The sequence below is a fragment of the Peribacillus huizhouensis genome (assembly GCF_014138605.1).
Lineage (GTDB): Bacteria > Bacillota > Bacilli > Bacillales > DSM-1321 > Peribacillus > Peribacillus huizhouensis.
Window position 1 is genome coordinate 1 of record NZ_JACJHX010000029.1, and the last position, 23,825, is coordinate 23,825.

Sequence of the window (23,825 nt, forward strand, 5' to 3'; positions counted from 1 at the left end):
CTTTAGCGCCGATGGTAGTTGGGGGTTTCCCCCTGTGAGAGTAGGACGCCGCCAAGCAATCTAAGAGATCAGCTATTTATAGCTGGTCTTTTTTTCTATACTTGGAGTAAAACTAATTAATGTTAAGGTGATTATTATTGGTATAAGAAGAAAGAAGTTAATTGTTGGTGGACTGATTTCGTATTAAATATGAACTTGTGTTAAAATTAGTTAAACTTCTGAATTTTCACTGGAGGAATTTACGTTGGAACGTCATAATGAAGCATTTGACCAAGAAACGACATTTCACTCCTTTACCGAGTGGTTGAAAAAACAAAAGAAATCAGATAATACAATTAAGACTTATTCGGGGGTACTAGCCCAATTTTTTGAGTGGGCAGAAAAGAATTTTGAAGGTCACCTGAACGAAGAGAGTATTCAGGCTTATCTTAATCATCTAGAAAATAACCAACGAAGCGCTGGAACAATAGAGAAACATTATATGGCCTTGAATGTGTATTGTAAATATCTTGGTCAGTCATCTTTGATGATGAATATAGGCCGGAAAATGAATGACCAAAAGAACGATATTCCTGAAGTGTTGACGTTGCAGGAACAAAAGACCTTATTAAAAGATGTGGAAGCAGATGGGAATTTGAGGAACACGGCGATGGTGTATATTATGCTACATACAGGCATTCGAGTTTCTGAATTATGTGATTTAAATGGTAGTGATCTTGTGGAGAAGGATGAAAAGAAAGCGATAGTCATTCGTAATTCAAAGAATGAAGTAGACAGAACTGTACCGCTATCACAAGAAGCAATTCAGCATTTAGCTTATTTTTTAGGCGCACATGAAGATCCTAGAGGACCGCTTTTTTTATCCAGCTATGGGCAGCGAATCACTCCACGTTCTGTGCAATATATGTTAAAAAAGTACCATGTTAATCCTCATAAGCTCCGCCATACTTTCTGTCAGCAACTGATTGATAACGGGGTAGAGTTACAAACTGTATCAAAGTTGGCGGGTCATAAGGATTTAAATATGACAAAACGATATGTGAAAAATAAGGATGTTGATTTCGGACAGGCGATTGACCAGGCCTTTTCTTAAAAAGGTTGTGAGGGACTATTAACTGGATAGAGTCATCTTAAAAAAAGAATTTGAGGCTGGGCTATTAAATGAATTAGTAATAATTCTAAGGGATGTTAAATGAAGAGGCTGCCATGGATGGATTTTTTGCAACATTGCCAATAAAGTATTTGTTTATGCATTACTTGGACCGACTAACCTATAGTGTTTCTCGATTAAGTTTGGAACCTCTTTGTTTCCCTTATAATATTAACTATAAAGTGAAACTTCCATCGGTGGAGGATGAAAAACCACTGTTAGAAGTTTCACTTTATCTGTATATGGGTAAAAAATAGTTAAAATCTAATTGAATAATAGTTCTGGGAGGAAGTAAGTATTATAATTAGGTGTATTAATCTTCACTTTTTGTCATTATTCCTCAATATCTTCCAAATTGAGATAGAATAGTAGATAAATAGATTTTACTTTAGCAAGGGGAGCGAATATGACCTATCAAGTTCAATTATTAAAGGGCTTGTTACAGCCTAGAACAAACAGATATCAATTAGAACAAGCAGAAGGAATAACTCGTTTCGGCAGTAGGCTTGTAATATTGTATGTATGCAGTGCTCTTATCTTTCTTTTGGGAGCCAATTTTGGAATAGGATCAGAATCCATGTCAAAAGAAATAACTAAGCTAGGAGAAAGTGAATATGAAACAGGTAAGCTTCTAGTGATAGCTGGAAAGTTAGTGGCGAGCATTTTGTATCCAACCTTTTATGTGTTGGTGGCTGCAGTTGTTTTTTGGGCCGTTTTAGATATTCCATTTAAAAAAGTTGCAGTTGTACAGATGATTGCCTTTGTATTGCACTTGTTAGAAAAGGTAGTGTATTTACCGTTTCTTTTGTTGATGAACTTAAACCAAAGTGCTAATCCGTTTTCATTAGGAGTGATTAGTCAGTATAGTATCTCTAATGAATATTTTATTCACTTCTTTGGAGAAATCAGTATATTTCAGCTGGCAATTATATGCGTCAACTATTTCTATTTACAAAAGCTTACTGATAAAAATAAATACATCCCACTCATTCTGATTTGTGTGTTTTACTTGGCATCTTATTTCGTAGCAGCGTTTTTGGCTTACATCGATGTTCGTGTGTTTTTATAAGGGAGGCAGTACGGTATGAAAAAATGGAAAGTAGGTACACTAGCTGTGCTTGCTTCGGGTTTCGTTGCTTTGAATCTTTTTTTAATTGAGAAAAAAGATAGTAAGGTGACTCGGACATTATTAGCTCGGAATTGGACTGAAGTTAAGAAAGTCGATATCATAGAAAGATTTGAAACAGATGCGGTGATTAAACCATTAGAAGAGTACAATTATTATTTCAATGATCAAGATAAAGAATTTCAAAAATTTCTTGTAAAAGAAGGAGACGAGGTTACGTCAGGTACACCTTTATTTGAATACATAACGCCTAAACTAGATCAGGTTAAGGACGAGCTTGAAACGGAGAAGAGTCGCTACGAGGGAGAAATAGAGGGGATTGAAGAGTATATTGAAGAGCTATCTAGCTATCAGGAAACCATTCCAGATGCTCCATCTGCTAAAGAAAGAGATGCATTTAAAGAGGCTGGATTTCTCTTAAATGAATATGATTCATCGACATTAATCGTAAGTTCGATTCAACAAGAAATCTATAAACAGGAATTAGAGAAGAAGAAGCTAGAAGAGAAAATCAAAGCTTTTGAAAGTCAATTAAACTATCTGGATGAACATGGCGATACAGCAATGACGGCAAGTGAAACAGAAGGAATTGTGAAGAAGGTCAATAAACAATTAGGCTCTCCAATTGTAACAATTGCTTCAAATACGTTAGCAATTGAAGGTTTTTTTAATGAGCAACAAGTGAAAAAAACAGAACCTGGCATGAAAATTATTGCTAAGCAGAAGGATGAAAAAGAGAAAATTAAAGGATTAATATCCGTAATTCAGCCATTTCCAGAAACTGAAGCTTCTGTTGGAACTCGAAGTAAATATGCTTTTCAAGCAACTATGAAAGAAGATCCACAAACTTTAATAATTGGTTCCAAAGTGAGAGTATCTGTGGTGACTGCGGAAGCGAAGGGTGTACCATCTTTGCCGAAAACAGCGATTGATTTAGATAAAAAGCCATCTGTCTACAGATTGAATGGGAACGGTACGGTTACAAAGGAAGTGATCGCAACTGGTCTTGAATTTGCTGGTATTCAGGAAGTGAAAGATGGAATAGAATTGGGGGCTATTATTATAAGTGATGCGAAAAGCTTGCCTTATAACAAGTCTGCATTTATCACGCCCCTTCAAGCTGGAAAAGTAAAAATTTCGGCATATAATGAGCTATCCAAACGTCAAAAACTTCGTTTCATTTTAATAGGTTTGTTAGAAAAATAATTGAACTAAAGTTCAAGCTATTTAAAGTGTATGCCTTTTTGGAGGGTGAAAATAAAATGAAAAAACGTGTGCGTGACTATTCTAGAGTTATTTTCCTTTCCGAAGTATAATAAAAAATATTTACAGTTTAGTGTTTTTAATATAATATTTTATTATAATGTAATTTCCGCTTAATCTTAAAAGAACGGGGGAACCAATTTCGTGGTCCTGTACCGCTTGGGGTGAATTCTTATGAAAGGGCATGTGTTTCCAGGTCCTAACCCGACAGCTAACCTCGTCAGCGTCTTAGAGGGAACAAAATGTTATTTGTTCACGCGAAAAAGACACCTATTGTGTCTTTTTTTATTGTGTGAAAGCTTCTATGTTGTTTCCCTTGCCGAGACACTTGCTTTTTAGCAAAGAATTTACAGAAGGTGAGGATGTTAGATGAAAAAAATAAGTTTAGCCGGCCAAATATTAATTGGTCTAATTCTAGGGATTATCGTGGGAGCTATCTTTTATGGTAGTCCAACGATTGCATCTTATTTACAACCGATTGGCGATATATTTCTTCGTTTAATTAAAATGATTGTTGTGCCGATTGTTGTAGCAAGTATTATTGTTGCGGTTGCAGGTGTCGGTGATATTAAACAGCTAGGGAAAATTGGCGGTAAGACGATTTTGTACTTTGAAATCGTAACGACAATCGCGATTATAGTAGGTATTATTGCTGCTAATATTATACAGCCAGGCGCTGGCGTGAATATGGGGGAGCTTAACCAAACAGATATCGGCAGTTATGTTGATACAGCAGAGGCAAAGGAAAGCGAATCAATAATCGATACGATTGTGAATATTGTACCAACGAATCCAATTGCTGCAGTTGCTCAAGGTGACATGCTAGCCATTATTTTCTTTTCTCTTGCATTTGGTCTTGGGATTAGTGCGATCGGAGAAAGAGGGAAGCCGGTATTGGCATTCTTTCAAGGAACAGCAGATGCGATGTTCTATGTAACAAACCAAATTATGAAATTTGCTCCTTTCGGCGTGTTTGCCTTGATTGGAGTCACTGTTGCTAAGTTTGGATTACAATCTCTTATACCTCTAGGTAAATTGGTGATTTCCGTATACGGAACAATGATTTTCTTTGTGGTTGTTATTTTGGGAATCATTGCGAAACTAGCTGGTTATAGTCTTTTTAAATTAATAAAACTACTCAAAGAGGAGCTTATATTAGCATTTTCTACAGCAAGCTCTGAAGCCGTACTTCCGAAAATTATGGAAAAGGTTGAAGATGCGGGATGTCCTAAGCATATTGCTTCTTTTGTCATACCGACTGGTTACTCCTTTAACCTTGATGGTTCTACTCTGTATCAAGCGTTAGCTGCAATTTTCATTGCTCAAATGTATGGCATTGATATGAGCATTGCTGATCAAATTTCGTTAATGTTAGTATTAATGGTGACATCTAAAGGTATTGCTGGTGTACCAGGGGTTTCCTTCGTTGTATTATTAGCTACACTAGGTACAGTTGGAATTCCTATCGAAGGGTTGGCGTTTATAGCCGGGATCGACCGTATTCTTGATATGGGCCGTACGGTGGTAAATGTTATTGGGAACTCTCTTGCTGCTATTGTTATCTCTAAATGGGAAGGTAACTTCAACCCTGAAAAAGCTTCATAACTTTTGAAAAAAAGACAGCTTAAGGAGTGAAATCCAATAGCTGTCTTTTTGCTATTAAATCTTTTATTTACTCTTCACAATGAGAGCGATCGCCCTCGAAAATAAATTCAGGGATTCCATCGGTAACTTGAATTTTCGTTAAACTGGCATTTCCAATATAGGTTTGGGTAAAAAGCTTATCTAGAGATAATTTTCTTAAATAAGCTGTAAGTATTCTTAGAAAAATTGAATGTGAAACTATCAAAACAGTTTCTGATGGATGGCTAGCAATGATATCCTTATACATCTCTTCAGCACGTTTCAATACATCTGTGAATAGTTCTCCGCTGTTTCGTTCATATAAATGCGGTGTTTCCCAAAAAGCTTTGTATTCAGCAGAAAATTCTTTCTCAATTTCTTCTCTGAGGCGCCCCTCCCAATCGCCAAAGGACATTTCTCGTAATCGATCATCTTTAATAATTGGGACAGTACGTTCACCAGCAATTAACTCAGCTGTCTGGTAGGCTCGTTTGCTTGTACTCGAATAGATCACATCAATTGGAATATCCTGAAGTCTATTCCCTAGTGAAAGTGCATCACGGATACCAGATTCGGTCAATTCTCCATTTCCCCAGCCTTGCATCTTTCCTGTAACATTCCATTCGGTTTGACCATGACGAACTAAATAAATGGTAACCATAATAGTCTCCTTACTTTTTTTAGTATATTTCTCCAATCTATTATTGATAAATTCTCTGAATAAATCAAAAGACATGATCTATACAGTGTAACAATATTGACTATGAGTGGGAATGTATGGGCAGGACAAAGAGTATTATAGTGAATAGTGAAATGGAGGTTATGAATAACTTGGAGGTTTTGTCACATTATTTCAAATGATTTGGTAAAATGATTATAGTGATAATAGATGATAGTTTCGCCAGTTTAAGTTTTATCCCGCATTTATGAACAGTATGCCTGCCACTTCATGACTTTCAGGGAATACAAGTAGGAGATCAACTGCCCGTAAATGCTCAATTGGTGAGAAACAGTGAAACTTACCGTGAGTTACGCAGAGGTCAAGTTTGCTCCCACAGACGATAGACCAAAGGACGCGGTGTACTTAGTCTGTGACTCATTGAACCTTAGTTAATCTTGTTGCTTTATCTACGTTGCGCGGAGGTTTAGCGGCACTAGACCGGGACTAACAATCAGTGGGAGATGTGAACTCTGACTCTTTGAAGTTTCAATTTATCATCAGTAACTGTTGCGGAGGGTATTGGTATCATGAAAAATGAGATTAGAGACGTTTTATATATACACCTGCAGCCTGCTGAGCGATTTGCAATTTTCTCTGGCGTGACGTTTCGGGAATTTGTTTACTCTTATGAAGGGCCTTTACCTAACCTTTTATTATTGAAACATGGATACGATGATGGAGAATTTAATAGGAATACACTATTGGATTTTGTTCCGAATGAAGATGTTGAAAAGCTCCTGAAAGATAATGTATATGGGTATGGTGATTTTTGTTGGATTGATTTTGAAGAAGAAGCAGGACTTGATGAATTAAATGGTCAAGAAATTGCCGAACTTTTGTATATTGGTCATTGCAAGACACACTTACGACCACCGTTTTTTGGAAAACTGAATAATCAATTTGTTTATCTCGCGCATGATGACGGATGGTTTAATAAGGTTTATTTTCGAAACCATGATGTGTTAACTCAAGTTTTCGGTAATTTACTTATGCTGAAACTGGAGTCATTACGGCTTGAAAGAAACTGGTTAGGTTTAAAGAAAAAAAGGGAGTATCCAGAAATTCCTTTTGAAGTGCTTCAAAGAATCATCCCGTTAACCTCTGAGGGCGTTGTTTTTTCCTTCCAGGATGTTCAGCATTCTAGGACAAAAATAGAAATTCCAGGTTGGATTATTGGGGACTATATTAATATGGATGATATGATGGACGGATTTAATGACTTGAAAAATAAACGGCCAAAAGCCTTGATTGTTTTACATCGAAAGACTAAAGAATGGAGCGTTATTCTGAACTAAACTATCTTATTTGCAAGTGAACATTTCGTGATTGATGATTTTCATTCTGATAAATGGATAGAGTGAGAATGACCTAGCTTTTGGTCAGTCTCCTTTTTTTTCCGCATTAACGGAAAGTCAAGCCCCTCGTTTATGACTCAGAGGAATCGAAGAAGCATAGGTAGGAGATGAAGAAGTCCCCTCTAGTTATATTCACTTTATGTTAGCTATTTAAGTAAAACATGATAATCCAAGGTGTAGTCCGTGCTATTGCCACATAAGATGTAAGGAATATACGATAGAATTATTGGTATGTTTAGGTAAGTTATCAATCGGCGCTTCTTTTTCGTTTTTAACTGAAGAGTAAGGTGTTACAATAATAAAGTGAAATGAGTGATGGAGGTTTAATGAAAATGAAAACAAAACTTGGACTGCTTTATGGCGGGAAGTCAGCTGAACATGATGTTTCACTACAAACAGCTTTAGCGGTCATTAAAGCATTAGATTTAGAGAAATTTGATATATACCCGATATACATAACGAAAGAAGGGTCTTGGGTAAAGGGACCACAGTTGACCGGACCAGTTGAGAATGTGAAAAGTCTTACATTATCTGCTGAAGCTAGCATGTCACCTTTCGCGATGCAGTCAGCTGGGCAAGTTTCCAAGGAGGATGGAGATGAAGGATTCGACTGTCTATTCCCGCTTCTTCATGGTCCGAATGGAGAAGATGGTACTGTTCAAGGGTTGCTAGAATTATTAAATTTACCTTATGTAGGAAATGGAGTTCTTGCCTCATCTGCAGGCATGGACAAAGTAATCATGAAGAATATTTTTGCTCAAGCAGGTCTCCCTCAAGTTAAATATACGTGGTTTATTCGTTCTGAGTGGGAAAAAGATAAAGCCAGTGCTTATGATAAGATTGAAGCAGAACTAGGCTATCCATGCTTTGTTAAGCCGGCTAACCTTGGATCGAGCGTTGGAATTAGCAAATGTGTCAACAGGGAAGAACTTGAAACAGCGTTTGTTGAGGCATTCCAATTCGATCGGAAAATCATTGTTGAAGAAGGGGTCGTTGCCCGTGAAATTGAACTTGGCGTTCTTGGCAATGATCATCCTAAGTGTTCGGTAGCTGGCGAAATTATTGCGAAAAAAGATTTTTATGATTATAAAGCAAAATATGAAGATGGTGATACTGCGATGGTCATTCCAGCTGATATATCTGAAGATAACTATCAGTCTTTAAATGAAATGGCTATTTCCGCTTTCAAATCACTTGATTGTTCTGGATTAGTTCGCGCTGACTTTTTCTTAACAAAAGAAGGAAAGATGTATATTAATGAAGTAAATACAATGCCTGGCTTTACTCCGTTTAGCATGTTCCCTTTATTATGGAAACATACAGGAGTAGACTATCCTCAATTAATCGAGACATTAGTAAGTTTGGCGCAAGAACGTTATGAAGAAAAGCAGAAGATTAAATATAGCTTTTGATGGACTGCCCAGCAATTTAAAATAAGGCTATGTTAAACCTCGTTGTTGATCTTGGCACTATGTTGATTGGAGCGAAAGGAGTGAGACTCCTGCTTAGAAAAGCGAGCCAAAGGGAGTTCACACAGTCGCACAGCGCCGAGGAGGCTTCCGGACCGCCCGAGGAAAGTGAACGCCCTTCGTTTCAATCATCAGGCAAGTTTAACAGAGCCTAAAATAAAAAGTGGAAAGGGTCTGTCTCATAACAAGGGTCAGACCCTCAATCTCCTATATATCGTTATATGACGTATACATGTCACAATAAAGCTGTATATAGTGAGTGGTGAAAACTCTCTTGGGTTATTCATTTTCCATACTGAACTAGTTTGATATTAAGGGATAAGCCGCAATTTTCTAAAATCCTAGGAGGAACAAGATGTTAAAAAAAACGTTAAAGCAAATCCATGAAATGGTCGGTGGATTGAATAACATTACAGATTTTGAATCTATTATAGCGGCAGGAGTTTCAATTGATTCTAGACATATTGAGCCTAACAACTTGTTCATCCCCCTTCGTGGAGAACAGGTTGATGGACATCAATTTGTAGAAAAAGCCATTTCACAGGGAGCAGCTGCTTCTTTTTGGCAAAAGGATGCGGGAGAGCCACCAGCAGGACTTCCATGTATCATGGTAGAGAATACAGAAAAAGCATTACAAGATTTAGCGAAGGCATATCGAAAGCAACTCAATTGTAAAGTAATTGGCATTACAGGGAGTAATGGAAAAACTACCACGAAAGATATGGTAGCAGCTTTATTGCAAACAATGTACCGCGTTCATAAAACGAGCGGAAACTTTAATAACCATCTTGGACTTCCATTAACTATTTTAGGAATGGATGAAGACACAGAGGTGGCCGTTTTAGAAATGGGTATGAGCAGTCGTGGTGAAATTGAATTTCTTTCCAAACTCGCCGAACCAGACTTGGCTATTATTACGAACATTGGGGAGTCACATTTATTGGATCTTGGTTCAAGAGAAGAAATTGCGAATGCTAAACTCGAGATTGTTGCAGGTCTTAAAGCGGGTGGAACGCTAATTTATCATGGGGATGAACCGTTATTACGGGATCGAATTGAACGGGACTTAACGAATCTCCACGTTGTATCTTTTGGAAGAGAAGACAAAAACGACCTGTATCCAATCTCGATTACTCAAACCGATAATAGTACTTCTTTTGAAATAAATGGGGATTTTAGGGAACCGTATACAATTCCGGTTCTTGGGGTTCATAATGTACAAAATGCGTTAGCCGCCATGCTTGTAGCCAAGCTATTGCGCGTAAATGATACTCATATAAGAAATGGGTTTGAATCGGTCCGATTAACCAACATGAGAATGGAATTGGTTGCAGGAGCAAAAGGGCAGAAAATCATTAATGATGCTTATAATGCAAGTCCAACTTCAATGAAGGCTGCGATTGAGCTGGTAGAAACTCTAGAAGGGTTTCAAAGTAAATATCTAGTCCTTGGTGATATGTTAGAACTGGGAAATCAAGAAAAAGAGTTCCATGTAAATATTGGTAAAATCATTCAGCCAGACAAAATTAATGCAGTCTTTACATATGGTTCACTTGGTCATTTTATAGCTGAAGGAGCTCGTAAATCTTTCCCTGTAGACCGTGTGTTTTCGTATGAAAATAAAACCGCATTAATTACTGATTTAAAAGAGCGTACGTCGCTAAATGATTTAATCTTAGTAAAAGCCTCAAGAGGGATGAAGCTAGAAGAAATCGTTCAAGCTCTACAAAATTAAATAAGGGATTTCTCATAAGGGTCTGACCTCGCACTCTAAATCAGTATGTAAAGAATCATACACGTTTCTTATACTTTATTTAGTTGTTGCGGGGTATGACCCTTCTTTTTGGCCCTTTGATTTAAATGATGAATTGGGTATCTGACGAATAAACTCACTTAAGTTAAGAGTTAACGGGCGTGTTTTAACATGGACAAAGTTATGTATTATTTGGATATTAATGACCTATTTCATTTGAGTTTCAGATTCCTTTATTGCAATAATGACCTGAAAATGGTAACATATTTTATGAGTTTAAATGTCTTTGGAAGGTGAATATGGTATATACTATAATTAATCCAAAGATTATTTATCGTTTCTTTAAGAAACAAATGTTATTTCATTCTTCACTTGGTGAAGATCTTGTACTTTCAGATTAAATAGGCCACGCGTCTTGAATAATATAAAAAGCTGCCTCTCTTGGCAGCTTAAGTTGCTAATAGGAAGGTCCAGCTGTCTGCAGTTGGCTCCATAAGCTCATGACATGATAGATGTGAGATATCGACTATCTCCCAATCCTCTTGCCAGAAATGATCCTTGTGGTTCCTTTCCACTCCGCATTCCCCAAACGCATAAGGGCCTGTTTTTTATGGGAAGCTTGGCTTAAGTCAAGTTTTGTTTTATTCTGTAGGATTTGAAATGTAATCATTTTGGGTAATTATATGAGAGCAATTCATAGCCTATGGCATAATTGCAGCTTTGCCTTTAGATTTCACCTTGAATTCTAAAGCGGATTTTCTTTATGTAGGCTTCTGTCTCATAGGAAAATAAGATGCAGCAGCCCTCACCTGAATAAACATGCGATTTTGTATGCTACTTTGATCTTTCCATTTTTGAATTTCATTCTTGTTACATGTTTTGTAAAAAGATTTCCCAAAACCTACGCCAGGCCAGTATTTGCAAAAGGTTTGACTTTTGTTCGGGACTTTTTTATTCATAATAATGGGGTTCGGATTTAAAAAATGCAAGTATTTTAGGTGATCATTGAGAAAACTTTTCTTAAGCGATAAATAATAAACAAGAACCAGCTGTTAGTTGGTGAATTGTGATCAACTACTGACACAATTCAGACGACACAAGCCATTTTTTCGTGTCGATAAATATATGAATTAAAAAGGAGTACGAATATTTTGACATTATTTAGTGAATTAGGTTTAGACAGAACTTCTATGAAATCAATTGAGAGAATGGGGTTTGAAGAAGCAAGTCCGATTCAAGCACAAACCATTCCTTTGGCATTAGAAGGGAAAGACATTATTGGTCAAGCTCAAACTGGAACAGGTAAAACTGCCGCTTTTGGTATCCCGTTAATTGAGAATATTGATCTTAAAGATGATAACGTACAAGGAATCGTTATCGCGCCAACACGTGAGCTTGCTATTCAAGTCTCTGAAGAATTATTCAAGCTTGGATACGGGAAACGTACTCGAGTAATGGCGGTTTACGGCGGACAAGATATTGATCGTCAAATTCGTGCATTAAAGAAAAAGCCACATATTGTCGTGGGTACACCTGGGCGTTTATTAGATCATATTAAACGTAAAAATATTAAATTGGGCAACGTTCATACAGTCGTATTGGATGAAGCGGATGAAATGTTGAACATGGGCTTTATCGAGGATATCGAGTCAATTCTTTCGAATGTACCAGGTGAAAGACAAACTCTGTTATTCTCAGCTACAATGCCAGATCCAATTCGTAAAATTGCAGAACGTTTCATGAAAGACCCAACTCTTGTGCGTGTTAAAGCAAAAGAAATGACAGTTTCTCTTATTGACCAATATTATATCGAATTAAGAGAAAATGAAAAATTTGATACATTAGCTCGTTTATTAGATATCCAAACGCCAGAGCTTGCTATCGTATTCGGTCGTACAAAACGTCGTGTTGATGAGCTTTCGTCTGCATTGAATATCCGCGGCTATTCTGCTGAAGGTATTCACGGTGACTTAAGCCAGGCGAAACGTTTGTCTGTTCTTAAGAAGTTTAAAGAAGGTAGCATTGATGTACTAGTTGCAACAGACGTAGCGGCACGCGGACTTGATATTTCAGGTGTCACACATGTTTATAACTTTGATATTCCTCAAGATCCAGAAAGTTATGTCCACCGTATTGGACGTACTGGACGTGCAGGAAAACATGGTGAGGCAGTAACATTTGTGACACCGAGAGAACGAGGTCAATTGGCTGCGGTTGAGCATACAACGAAAAAACGTATGGTGAAGATGAAAACTCCTACGTTAACTGAAGCGTTGGAAGGACAACAAAAAGCAGTTACTGAAAGAATTGTGAACACTGTAGAAAATGAAGACTTGTCTCTATACCTAGGTCAAGCTGAAGAGATGCTTCAAAAATACAGTGCAACTGATCTTGTTGCAGCAGCATTAAAATCACTAACTAAAGAACCGGATGCAACGCCTGTAAAATTGACAGATGAAGCACCACTTCCAATGAAACGTGGCGGATATAATAAGTCTGGATCTAATGGAAGACAACGTAATGGTCGCGGACCTTCAACAGGCAGAAAAGATTATAGTGGTGCTAAACGCAGAGATAGTCGTAAACCTAGCGGAAGCACTAACCGTAGCAATAGCAGCTATAACAAAAGGGAAAAACTAAATAAATAATATGTTGTAAATGAGGATGTCCCAAACTAAAGGTCGGAGCCCACAATAACTATTTACAGTTAAACTGTGTATGTAACACGATGAGCTGTATATAGTGTGAGGTCAGAACCTTGTGGGGCCTCCTCTTTTTTATATTCTGGAAATATTTTATATAGTATACTTAATATAGGATTTTATCCTACATAAATGGGCAGCAAGACTTCCACTGATTGAAGTTTCACTTTATAGGTATTTAGAAAGGAGCGGTAGAGTGGAGCCTAGAAACCGGATTTCAAATAAAGCGCTAAAAGTTTGGCGTGTTAGCGGCATAATACGTGCTGCGATTTGTTGGATCATCACTATTGCGGTACTAGTTGTAACTATTCTTTTTGATTGGTCATATTGGGCGATAGGAGCAGCTGGAATAATCTCCATAGTCGTGACTTACATATCTGTCTTTCTTTTTCCGTCAATGAAATGGAAGCGTTGGCGATACGAAGTTCGGGAGAAAGAGATAGAAATCCAAAGTGGTTTATTTATTATTAAAAGGACCTTGGTGCCTATGATTAGGGTTCAGCATGTAGAGACGAACCAAGGACCGCTGTTACGAAAATATCAATTAGCTTCTGTAGAAATTTCAACTGCCGCAACGACCCATGAGATACCAGCTTTGGAACTTTCAGAAGCTGATGAGCTGCGCTTTTATATATCAAAAATGGCCAGCGTGGAGGAAGATGATGTTTGAGCCTAAACGACTTCACCCAGTTGCTGTTTTGTCTAGTATTTTGCAGACGTTGAAGGAAGCAATTATTCCGTTAATTGTCCTCTTATTTTTAGGGAGTAGTAGCGGTAAAAGTATCCAGTTTATTATTTTTGGCGTGATCTGCTTTTTTCTCATCATTCGTTCTTTTCTTTCATGGCTTAAGCTTACGTATTGGGTAGAAGATGGTGAACTTAGAATTGAATCGGGTGTGTTTATAAGAAAAAAACGATATATTCGTTTTGAACGGATACATAGTATTGATGTTTCAGAAGGAATCGTGCAAAGAATATTTGGTCTTGTCCAGCTTAAAGTAGAAACAGCTGGGGCGAATGACGGAAAGCCTGAAGCAGAATTAACTGCTATTACAAAGCAAGAATCGAACGAAATTGTTGCCATTTTTAATGAAGTGAAAGCAAGGAAAAAGAAACTCGATTTTGAGCGTGTTAATGAGGCGGACGCTTTCGAAGAATTAATCAAAGAAGAAGAGATGGATTCGGCATCTATTGTGTTTAAACAAACTTTTCCGCAGTTGTTTTTAATGGCAGCTACATCAGGTGGGATTGGGGTTGTTCTTTCTGGTGCGGTAGCATTTCTTGCTCAATTCGATGAATTGATTCCTTTTAAAAAAATATCGGCTGAAGCAGAACGGTTCATTCAATCGGGTGTACTTTTAATAATCCTTACGGTGCTCTTGCTTTTCATACTGGCATATTTAATTGCTACAGCCAGAATTGTCTTCATCTATGCCTATTTTACAGTCAGGAAAGTAGAAGAAGAATTAATCATTTCACGCGGCTTATTAGAAAAAAGACAATTAACGATTCCGTTGAAAAAAATTCAAGGAATCAGAATCTCTGAGAACTTAATTAGACAACCGCTCGGGTATGCGAGTGTGTATCTTGAATATGCAGGTGGTTCGGCATTAGATAAGGATACAGTGAACGTTTTACTTTTTCCGCTTGTCAATAAAGAACAGCTAAAAGAAAAAATAAATCAGTTCGTTCCTGGATATGAGTTACAGACCGGAATGAAGGGATTGCCCAAACGTTCCTATATCCGTTATTTCATCAGGCAATTATTTATCATTATTCCCGTTATTGCTTTTATATCATGGTTTATTTGGCCATGGGGATTAACTTCTTTCACTCTTATACCAATTACTGCTATCTGGGCGTATTTAATATTCAGAGAAGGTGGATGGAATATTAGTGGAAACCAACTGCAATTAAGAACTAGAGTTGTATCTAAACATACATATATTTTTCAAAAGAATCGACTGCAAGTATTTGACCGGCGAGTGAGTTATTTTCAAAGAAGAAGGCAACTATGTACGATTGCTGCTACTGTGAAATCTGGTGCAGGGCCTCGGGAAGGGAAACTCATTGACTTAGAGCAAAAAGATGCTGAATTCATAAATGATTGGTTTTCCTATAGTGAATCCAAAAAAAGCGAAGGCTAGGCCTTTGCTTTTTTAATGGAAAGAGCTAACGCTTGAGTTTATTTCTGAAAAATAATGATGCCAGAAGTAAGCCGGCGAGGAGTCCTGAGAAATGGCCGGTAATGTTTACTTTTGGTTGGATAAACGTCATCAATACGCCGACACAGATTAGCGTATAGATCGTTTTAACCTCTTGCTTAGGTAAATGATCTTTTTGGAATAAAACAAGATATAAATAAAATCCGAGCAAGCCAAAAATTGCGCCACTTGCACCTACATGGATATAAGTAGGGGGCAGTAGAATGAAAGTAGTGATATTTGCTAAAATGCCTGTAATAAGAAAAAAAAACGTAAATTTAAGACTGCCCAGTAATCGTTCTAGGGGAGGACCAAAGATAGCCAGTGCAAAGCAGTTGAATAATAAATGTGAAAATGAACTGTGTAAAAATATCGGTGTAATCAAGCGCCACCATTCACCAGATGAGATATACAAGTTGATACCTAGACCTTTTTCAAATAAGAAACCTTCAGGTAGTATGGGTAACAAGTCTAAGAGAAATAGGAATATAGTTAAGGCTATTAAAGTCGTGACAAGTGGATAATAAGAAATATATTGCCGAAAACTCTCTGTTCGTATAAACATGGTTCACCATCCTTAAATCGTTCGAGTGTGTAAAACTATTAACATGGATAGATTTGAGTTTGTCTTAGATGGATTTATTATTACAGGCAGTACTATATATATTGGCGTAATCGATGGTAATTCCTATGTACATCTTTAAAATCTTTAAAAAATTTGAGTAGTGGATAGAAAGGAAGTTAGAAGTGATTAAAGGAATTGGAATGGACATTGTAGAGCTAGAAAGAATTCAAAAACTACTTGAACGGCAGCCGAAATTTATTGAAAGAATTTTAACTGAAGAGGAGCGGAAGACTTTTGTTAGTCTGAGTGCCCGTAGAAGAGTTGAATTTGTTGCGGGGCGGTTTGCTGCAAAAGAGGCATTTTCTAAAGCGGTAGGAACAGGGATAGGGGAAAATCTGTCGTTTTTAGATATTGAAGTAAAACCAAATGAACTTGGTAAGCCAGAAATTATTCGGCCAAATTCTGTACGGGCTCATCTTTCTATTACTCATAGTCGTGAATATGCCGCTGCTACGGTTATCATTGAAGAATAATAGGTTGCTTAGATGTAAATGTAAAATGTGATTTAGTAAGAAGATGATTTTTACCTTTCTTATCAGACGGGTCATATTCACCGGGGTTGTCTCATATATTCATAGTGCTATAGGGAGACAAGGCCCGGTAAAAGGTACATTGCAGGAAAGGTACTCTCGAATCAGTTTTTTATAAAAGCTGTTTAGCGATAATTAGACATGTTAAAACAACCAGAAATCATACATCATCCTACCGAGATATGCATAACCTCAATGACTGGATCCTGCCTTTTCCTCTCCCTTTTACGTTCAAATGACAAAAAGGGGTTGAAAAGATGAAGAAGATCGTAACGCTTTTTGCAGGAATCATGCTTTTGCTCATTCTTTCTGCCTGCGGACAAAAGTCACAAGGTGATGTGGTCAGTTCTTTAAATGACAAGGTTGAAGGAATGAAGGGATACAAAGCCCAGGCCAAAATGACTTTACAAATGGGTACGGATCCTCAAAGTTATGATGTTGAGATCTGGCATAAAAATCCTGATTTTTACAGGGTGAGCTTGAAGAATTCCTCAAAAGAACAAAGTCAAATGATTCTACGCAACAAAGATGGAGTGTATGTGTTGACGCCTGCATTAAATAAAAGCTTTAAATTTCAAAGTGAATGGCCGGAAAATAGTAGTCAAGCTTATTTATATGAGTCGTTAGTAAAGGATATTATTGAAGATAAAAGTGCGAAATTCACATCCACGGACGATCATTACGTGTTTGAAACAAAAACACGTTATCAAAATAATAAGATGCTACCTTTTCAAGAAATTACTATTAACAAAAAAGATCTATCGCCTGTTAGCGTGAAAGTAATGGATGCGGATCATAATTCGCTTGTAACGGTTGAATTTTCTAAGGTGAAGTTTGATGCGTCGTTTGATAAAGATGCGTTTGATATGCAAAAGAACATGACACGCGCAAAACTAGAAGTGCCTGTTATGAATGAAGTGAAGGATGAAGTATTTGCTGTTAAATATCCGACTGAAGCTAAAGGTGCAAATCTGAGTGATGAACAGGAAATCGCAACTGAAAATGGGAAGCGGGTTATTCTTACGTATGAAGGTGACAAGAGCTTTACACTGATTCAAGAAAAAGCAGAAGTAGTAGAAACCTCGCTTGTGGCAACGACTGTGAATGGAGAACCGGTTGATCTTGGGTTTACGGTAGGCGCCGCTACTTCAAACAGTGTGAAATGGACGTATAATGGGGTAGATTATACGCTTGTATCGAAAGATATGAAGAAAGAAGAATTATTGGAAATTGCGAGAACGGTTGATGGAACTTCAGAAAAATGATGAAATCGGTTCTCAGCTCAAGGGATCTTATTCCTTTGTGCTGAGGACCTTTTTATGTTGAGGATATGGGGACGGGGCTTAGCCGCCAATCACTATGTAAGATATACATTCTTTATTAAGAAAGTACTCCAAAATCCAGCTCAGCGCCTCCTCCATTGTGATTGGTGGGTGTAACCTGCTACAGGATGGTTCCTTTATAGAACAGGGTGACGTTTTAATTGCCCAATTTGACTTAAATGAAAGTTACTGTATAATTTTGGCACAATCGAGAAGGAAACTTTTCATGATTTCGTTTTTTTACTATACTAGTTATATACAAAAGAAAGAACGTGCTAGAATATTGTAGCGCTATTGCTTTTAATGTGGATAAAATGGATGGATAGGCAGTAGTGAGTCCGTAGATCTGAAGTGGTTAGAGAGAAGGGTAGCAATTGGAAAATAAGGAGTTTTATAGAGATACATGGGCAGAAGTTAATTTAGATCATATTTATAGAAATATCATAAATTTGAAGCAGCATCTATCATCGGAAACGAAATTATTTGCCGTCGTTAAGGCAAATGCTTATGGCCATGGTGCGGTAGATGTTGCGAAGACGGCTCTTTACGCGGGTGCTGATTATTTAGCTGTTGCTTTCTTAGATGAAGCCTTAGCATTAAGAAGAAAAGGAATTTTAGCACCAATTCTTGTATTAGGGGCGACGAGACCTGAAAGTGCAAAAATTGCGTCTAAGGAACGAATTACGCTCACTATTTTTCAAGATGATTGGATACAGAATGCAAAATCATATCTTCAAGATGAAGATATTTTATATGTTCATGTGAAATGTGATAGTGGAATGGGGCGTCTTGGCATTAGAAGTAGGGTAGAGCTTGAGGCTATTGAAAGCAGTCTACTAAAAGACTCACGGTTTGTTTTCGAAGGAATTTATACACACTTTTCTACTGCGGATAGCCTAAATAAAGACTACTACCATAAACAGCTGGATGTTTTTCAAAAAATGCTTTCCTGGCTAAAAACAAAACCTCAATTGATACATGCTTCGAATAGTGCAGCTTCATTAAGATATCCAGAAGCCACATTCAACTCAGTAAGAATGGGGATTGCTATGTACGGGTTAACGCCCTCTGTTGAAATGAAAGAATTATTACCTTATCCACTTTCTCCAGCTTTATCATTAAAAACAAGAATCGTAAATGTGAAAGAGCTGAAAAAAGGGGAGAGTGTTAGTTATGGGGCGACATATACCGCTATGGAGAATGAGTGGATTGCTACGCTTCCAATAGGGTATGCAGATGGCTGGATACGTAAGCTTCAAGGGCAAGAGGTACTTATAAACGGCGAAAAAGCGCCAATAGTTGGTCGGATTTGTATGGATCAATGCATGATTAAAGTCCCTAAAAACACGCCAATCCATACAGAAGTAACGTTAATCGGTGAGGATAATGGACAAGAGATTACGGTTGATGAAATAGCGGAGAAGTTAGAAACGATCAATTATGAGATTACTTGTATGATTGCATCAAGAATACCTCGGGTGTATATTAAAAATGGTAAAACAATACACACGGTGAACGCTTTATTAGAATAGATAAAAAAGGGAGAACTAAAATGACTTGTCGATGTGTATTTATTTTAGCCCTCATTAACTGCCTGAAAAAGCCTGATTGTTGAGATACAATGAGACTACTGATGAGTGAGTTGAGGTAAAGTTATCTTCTGAAGAGGGTCACATAGACGAAGACATGAGGACGCGGCGCACTTAGTCAGTGATTCATCTTAGTTCGTACTGTCGATTTATCTACGCTACGCGGAGACATTAGCTACTATAGAACGGACTAACAAGCAGTGGGGGAAAAGAGCCCCCTACTGCTTGAAGTTTCGCTTTATGCAGAAGTCTCTGATTCTCTGAGGCGAGGAAATGGTCCTCAGTCACCTTGTATGTGCTCGGACTTTCGGAGTCTTTTGTAGCACAATGACTGACATCGGCTTATCCAATGAATTATTTTTAGAAAAATGAATAAGTTTTACGGGTTTTTGTTGATAATAATATATAGTCTAGAATATACTCTTTGCAGATAGTGATTTTAATGGTAAGATTGAAAAGGATTAGTATTAGGTGTGTAGTGATTGGTGGAGGTGTATGTTTGTGTCTGAATCCAGCGCAACAAGAGAGATAATAATTCGATTACCTCAAAATTTCCTAACCGAATTAGATGGTTATGTAACTGAAGAAAATGTTAATCGCAGTGAATTTATTTATCGTGCGACGAAAATGTATCTTCGTGAACGTAAAAAAAGAGAGTTTCGCGAATCCATGAAACGTGGTTATATTGAAATGGCCACCTTGAATCTAACCCTTGCTTCTGAAGCATTCCTTGCTGAATATCCAGAATATGAGGCCGAACATTCCGTTGCACGATTAGCAAGCGGAGGCTGAGCACTTGATTGTTGTTAAGCGCGGTGACGTATACTTCGCAGACCTGTCTCCGGTTGTAGGTTCTGAACAAGGTGGAACCCGTCCGGTACTCATCCTTCAGAATGATATTGGAAATCGCTTTAGTCCAACTGTGATTGTAGCAGCTATTACTGCACAGATACAGAAAGCTAAGCTACCTACACATGTGGAGATTAATGCAAAGAAATATGGATTTGAACGTGATTCGGTCATCCTTTTAGAACAGATACGCACAATTGATAAGCAGCGTTTAACAGACAAAATTACACATCTGGATGAACCAATGATGCATAAGGTAAATGAAGCTTTACAGATTAGTCTGGGACTAGTAGAATTTTAGTATGTGAAAAAATGGTTTTTCCTTCGAAGAGGACGTCTTTATATAATAATTTATGCCTAATGATAGGTGCAGTAACGATTTTAGCTTTTTGCTGAAATCGTTATTTTTTTTGTTTCTAGTTAGATATTAAATAATGGCTCTGTTAAACTTGCCTGTTGGTTTGAAAAGAAAGGGGTTCGACTTTTCCGCGGGCAGTCCGATATCCTCGGGGCTGTACGCCTGTTGGGTCTCCCTTTGACTCGCTTTTCACGCAGGGGTCTCACGCCTTCCGCTCCAATTACCATCGTGACAAAAATCATAATTAAAAATTGGTATTGAAAATAAAAAAAGAATTTTCTTAAAATAGGTTTAATCCTCCATGAAAGAGGGTTTTATTAAAGTTGAGGCTTCTAAAATGATGTTCATTGCTTGCATAAAAGGCAGGTTAAGTAAATTTCAATTATTGAACAAAATAATAAAAAAGAGCCATTAGATGTAACGATTGAACATTACTATTCTTATAGGAAAAAGAAACATGTGTAATATTTTGTCAGTATTAAGAAGAAGCAGTTAAGTTTGTTTTACATTTACTTAACATCCCTGTGAAGTAGACATAGAGTCTGCGGGGGTATGTTAAAATGGGAGGAAATTATGAATCAAGTAGTTTTTACATTTATTACCCAAAATCGTGATTACATACTAGAGGAATGGATGAATCTCATGAAGGAAAATGCCGATGAGCGCCTTATTAATGTGATTTCCAATGAGATGTTTGTACAAACGAGCGCAGAGTATATCGATTTGATTATTTCCAACACAAGAAGAAACAATGAAGAGTTCACTTACAAACTTTCTGAATTTGCGGAGAAGGCTGTTCGTTTAGGGTGGCCGCTTTCTTTCTTAATTGAAGGAATTCATAAATTTACTCTATGTGTGATTAATGGAATGGTCTTAAAGGGGCAGGTTACAAAAGACAATCAAATGGAGATCATATACGATTTAGATAAATGGACTTCGCCTATGAAGCAGGAAATTATTTCTACCTACACCCAAACGTGGGAAGGGACAGTCTCTCTTCAAAAAATAGCGCTACAAGAACTATCCGCACCACTAATCCCTGTTATGGAAGGGATTACCATCATGCCGTTAATTGGGACCATTGATACAGAACGGGCTAAACAAATTATGGAAAACTTACTGACTGGAGCCGTTAAACAGCGTTCAGAGGTCGTTTTAATTGATATTACTGGTGTTCCGGTAGTAGACACAATGGTTGCTCATCATATTATTCAAGCGGCAGAAGCGGTCCGACTTGTTGGGGCGAAATGCATGATTTGTGGCATTCGTCCTGAAATTGCTCAAACGATTGTTAGTTTAGGAATAAATTTAAATGAAATCGTTACAAAGAATTCATTGAAAAAGGGAATTGACGCTGCCTTAGAATTAACAAACCGTAAGATTGCTAAGGTGGAGGAATGAAAATGAGAATTCCAATATTAAAGCTATATGATTACCTATTGGTGTCGATCCAATGGGAATTGGATGATGCTACAGCACTCGGTTTTCAAGAAGATTTATTACAAAAAATTCATGATACGAGCGCGAATGGTGTTGTAATTGATTTAACTTCCATTGATTTTATTGATTCTTTTATCGCAAAAGTGCTGGGAGATGTATTAAGTATGTCAAAACTGATGGGAGCAAAAGTGGTGATCACCGGAATTCAGCCTGCTGTTGCGATAACCTTAATCGAGCTTGGTATTAGCCTGGAAGGAGTTATGACAGCATTAGATTTAGAGAAAGGCCTGGAGAAATTACAACAGGAATTGGGGGAATAATGGTATGGAGTTCCAATCCTGCGTGAAAATTATCAATGAATGGGATATAGTCGCCGCGCGCCAATTGGGGCGAAATGTCGCAAAAGAGCTGGGATTTGGTACTGTCGACCAAGCACGTATTACGACGGCTATCAGTGAACTAGCCAGAAATATATATTTATACGCTGGACGTGGCAGCGTCTGTATAGAAAAAGAGTACGAGCATGGAAAATCCGGTATGAAGATCATAGCAAGTGATGAGGGACCGGGGATACAGGATATCCGGAAAGTCATGGAAGATGGGTATACAACTTCTGGAGGGCTAGGAGCAGGTCTTCCAGGAGTAAAACGTTTAATGGATGAGTTCGATATCGATTCGTTTCCAAGTAAGGGAACCACAATCACAACCATTAAATGGCTTCGTTAGGAGGGTATTATGGAATACAGAGAGAACATGAAAAATAAATACCGTGAAGCTCTCTCTACTTATTTGCAAGATCAAACGGAGCAAGCGTTATATCAAGGGCAAAAAATAAGTAAAAAATCGATTGAATATAATATTGCACCAGAAGAAATTATTAATATACATAAAAATATCCTTATGGATGTTTACCCAGACACCCCAGAGAAAGTTCTAGATTCCTTCGATTTCCTACTCGAGGTCATGATGGGTTACGGTTTTGCTTATCGTGAACATCAAAATCTCAGACATATCCAGCAAGAACTTGAATCGGAAATTAAAATTGCTGCCAATGTTCAGTCTACTTTGCTTGAAACAACAATTCCAAATGTGGATGGTCTTGAAATTGGAGCAATAAGTGTACCAGCAAGACAAATGAGTGGTGACTATTACCATTTTGTTCAAGATGAAAAGAAACATATTGGTGTGGCCATTGCGGATGTAATTGGGAAGGGAATTCCTGCAGCACTTTGTATGTCAATGATTAAATATGCGATGGATAGTCTACCAGAGCACCGGCATAATCCAAGTAGCGTATTAGAGAGCTTGAATCGTGTCGTAGAACACAATGTTGATCCCAGCATGTTTATTACGATGTTTTATGGGTTATATAACCCAGAGAAACATTTATTCTCCTATTCAGCTGCTGGCCATGAGCCTGGCTTTTATTACGAAGCAGCTACAAAGGAATTTACAGATTTAAGTGCAAGAGGATTATTGCTAGGTGTTGATAAGAAAACGAAGTATGTACAGTATGAAAAAAAAGTAGAGCGCGGAGATATGATTATTTTGTTATCAGATGGTGTAACAGAATGTCGTACAAGTGAAGGTTTTATAGAGAGAGAAACCTTGATTAAATTTATTCAAAAGAACATGCACCTGCATGCACAAGATATCGTTCATCATCTCTTTAAGCAGCTTGAGAAAATGCAGCATTTTCAACTGCGTGATGATTTTACATTACTTATTTTAAAAAGAAATGTTTAA

Annotated in this window: 22 protein-coding genes and 1 riboswitch; of the genes, 19 read left to right on the top strand and 3 right to left on the bottom strand. The window is 37.5% G+C overall.

Features of this window, described 5'->3' with window-relative positions; genetic code table 11:
• Window positions 1-244 precede the first annotated feature (244 nt).
• From HNP81_RS22085 to HNP81_RS22100, 4 genes are all read left to right on the top strand, one after another.
• The gene (locus tag HNP81_RS22085) at window positions 245-1,093 is read left to right on the top strand and encodes a tyrosine-type recombinase/integrase (protein ID WP_051404843.1); all 849 of its coding nucleotides are present in this window, start codon (window positions 245-247) and stop codon (window positions 1,091-1,093) included.
• Between the two features lie 463 nt (window positions 1,094-1,556).
• The gene (locus HNP81_RS22090) at window positions 1,557-2,219 is read left to right on the top strand and encodes a hypothetical protein (protein WP_182504031.1); all 663 of its coding nucleotides are present in this window, start codon (window positions 1,557-1,559) and stop codon (window positions 2,217-2,219) included.
• Between the two features lie 15 nt (window positions 2,220-2,234).
• On the top strand, window positions 2,235-3,482 hold the full coding sequence (locus HNP81_RS22095) for an efflux RND transporter periplasmic adaptor subunit (RefSeq protein WP_182504032.1): 1,248 nt from the start codon (window positions 2,235-2,237) through the stop codon (window positions 3,480-3,482).
• 157 nt (window positions 3,483-3,639) lie between these two features.
• Window positions 3,640-3,780, top strand: a riboswitch (cyclic di-AMP (ydaO/yuaA leader).
• Between the two features lie 128 nt (window positions 3,781-3,908).
• Window positions 3,909-5,144 (top strand): cation:dicarboxylate symporter family transporter, encoded by a 1,236-nt coding sequence (locus HNP81_RS22100; protein WP_028390584.1) that lies wholly within the window; start codon window positions 3,909-3,911, stop codon window positions 5,142-5,144.
• Window positions 5,145-5,211: 67 nt separating this feature from the next.
• Here HNP81_RS22100 and HNP81_RS22105 read toward each other — a convergent pair whose 3' ends face one another.
• Window positions 5,212-5,823, bottom strand: a complete 612-nt coding sequence (locus HNP81_RS22105) for a histidine phosphatase family protein (RefSeq protein ID WP_182504033.1) — start codon at window positions 5,821-5,823, stop codon at window positions 5,212-5,214.
• A gap of 587 nt (window positions 5,824-6,410) precedes the next feature.
• Between HNP81_RS22105 and HNP81_RS22110 the strand changes: the two genes are divergently transcribed.
• The 3 genes from HNP81_RS22110 to HNP81_RS22120 all read left to right on the top strand — a co-directional run bounded on the left by HNP81_RS22110 (window position 6,411) and on the right by HNP81_RS22120 (window position 10,442).
• A complete protein-coding gene (locus tag HNP81_RS22110; protein ID WP_028390582.1) occupies window positions 6,411-7,178 on the top strand; it encodes a hypothetical protein in 768 nt (255 codons plus the stop codon).
• Window positions 7,179-7,570: 392 nt separating this feature from the next.
• Window positions 7,571-8,650 (top strand): D-alanine--D-alanine ligase, encoded by a 1,080-nt coding sequence (locus HNP81_RS22115; protein ID WP_028390581.1) that lies wholly within the window; start codon window positions 7,571-7,573, stop codon window positions 8,648-8,650.
• A 412-nt stretch (window positions 8,651-9,062) separates the two neighbouring features.
• The gene (locus tag HNP81_RS22120; RefSeq protein ID WP_182504034.1) at window positions 9,063-10,442 is read left to right on the top strand and encodes a UDP-N-acetylmuramoyl-tripeptide--D-alanyl-D-alanine ligase; all 1,380 of its coding nucleotides are present in this window, start codon (window positions 9,063-9,065) and stop codon (window positions 10,440-10,442) included.
• A gap of 467 nt (window positions 10,443-10,909) precedes the next feature.
• Here the strand turns inward: HNP81_RS22120 and HNP81_RS24405 are convergent, their stop codons facing one another.
• Window positions 10,910-11,035, bottom strand: coding sequence for a hypothetical protein (locus HNP81_RS24405; RefSeq protein ID WP_268745172.1), 126 nt, complete (start codon window positions 11,033-11,035; stop codon window positions 10,910-10,912).
• Between the two features lie 576 nt (window positions 11,036-11,611).
• Here HNP81_RS24405 and cshA point away from each other — a divergent pair.
• From cshA to HNP81_RS22135, 3 genes are all read left to right on the top strand, one after another.
• Window positions 11,612-13,108: a degradosome RNA helicase CshA gene (gene cshA, locus HNP81_RS22125; protein WP_028390579.1), complete on the top strand. Its 1,497-nt coding sequence runs from the start codon at window positions 11,612-11,614 to the stop codon at window positions 13,106-13,108.
• A 250-nt stretch (window positions 13,109-13,358) separates the two neighbouring features.
• Window positions 13,359-13,832, top strand: a complete 474-nt coding sequence (locus HNP81_RS22130) for a PH domain-containing protein (protein ID WP_312859721.1) — start codon at window positions 13,359-13,361, stop codon at window positions 13,830-13,832.
• Window positions 13,825-15,309, top strand: a complete 1,485-nt coding sequence (locus HNP81_RS22135; protein ID WP_182504035.1) for a PH domain-containing protein — start codon at window positions 13,825-13,827, stop codon at window positions 15,307-15,309. Before HNP81_RS22130 ends, HNP81_RS22135 begins: the two co-directional genes overlap by 8 nt.
• A 25-nt stretch (window positions 15,310-15,334) precedes the next feature.
• On the opposite strand, the gene HNP81_RS22140 is transcribed toward HNP81_RS22135, so the two are convergent.
• Complete coding sequence (locus tag HNP81_RS22140; protein WP_182504036.1) at window positions 15,335-15,931, bottom strand: rhomboid family intramembrane serine protease; 597 nt, start codon at window positions 15,929-15,931, stop codon at window positions 15,335-15,337.
• Between the two features lie 182 nt (window positions 15,932-16,113).
• Here HNP81_RS22140 and acpS point away from each other — a divergent pair, with 182 nt between their 5' ends.
• From acpS to HNP81_RS22185, 9 genes are all read left to right on the top strand, one after another.
• Window positions 16,114-16,464 (top strand): holo-ACP synthase, encoded by a 351-nt coding sequence (acpS, locus tag HNP81_RS22145; RefSeq protein ID WP_028390575.1) that lies wholly within the window; start codon window positions 16,114-16,116, stop codon window positions 16,462-16,464.
• A gap of 314 nt (window positions 16,465-16,778) precedes the next feature.
• On the top strand, window positions 16,779-17,786 hold the full coding sequence (locus HNP81_RS22150) for a LolA family protein (protein ID WP_182504037.1): 1,008 nt from the start codon (window positions 16,779-16,781) through the stop codon (window positions 17,784-17,786).
• Between the two features lie 431 nt (window positions 17,787-18,217).
• Window positions 18,218-19,375, top strand: coding sequence for an alanine racemase (gene alr / locus HNP81_RS22155; RefSeq protein ID WP_182504038.1), 1,158 nt, complete (start codon window positions 18,218-18,220; stop codon window positions 19,373-19,375).
• Window positions 19,376-19,933: 558 nt separating this feature from the next.
• Window positions 19,934-20,224, top strand: a complete 291-nt coding sequence (locus tag HNP81_RS22160) for a CopG family ribbon-helix-helix protein (protein ID WP_028390572.1) — start codon at window positions 19,934-19,936, stop codon at window positions 20,222-20,224.
• A gap of 7 nt (window positions 20,225-20,231) precedes the next feature.
• On the top strand, window positions 20,232-20,582 hold the full coding sequence (locus HNP81_RS22165) for a type II toxin-antitoxin system PemK/MazF family toxin (protein ID WP_028390571.1): 351 nt from the start codon (window positions 20,232-20,234) through the stop codon (window positions 20,580-20,582).
• A gap of 630 nt (window positions 20,583-21,212) precedes the next feature.
• On the top strand, window positions 21,213-22,040 hold the full coding sequence (gene rsbRA / locus HNP81_RS22170; RefSeq protein WP_182504039.1) for an RsbT co-antagonist protein RsbRA: 828 nt from the start codon (window positions 21,213-21,215) through the stop codon (window positions 22,038-22,040).
• A gap of 2 nt (window positions 22,041-22,042) precedes the next feature.
• Entirely contained in the window at window positions 22,043-22,399 is a 357-nt protein-coding gene (gene rsbS / locus HNP81_RS22175; protein ID WP_182504040.1) for an STAS domain-containing protein, read from the top strand.
• Window positions 22,400-22,403: 4 nt separating this feature from the next.
• Window positions 22,404-22,805, top strand: coding sequence for an anti-sigma regulatory factor (locus tag HNP81_RS22180; protein WP_028390568.1), 402 nt, complete (start codon window positions 22,404-22,406; stop codon window positions 22,803-22,805).
• A 9-nt stretch (window positions 22,806-22,814) separates the two neighbouring features.
• Window positions 22,815-23,825, top strand: a complete 1,011-nt coding sequence (locus HNP81_RS22185) for a PP2C family protein-serine/threonine phosphatase (protein ID WP_182504041.1) — start codon at window positions 22,815-22,817, stop codon at window positions 23,823-23,825.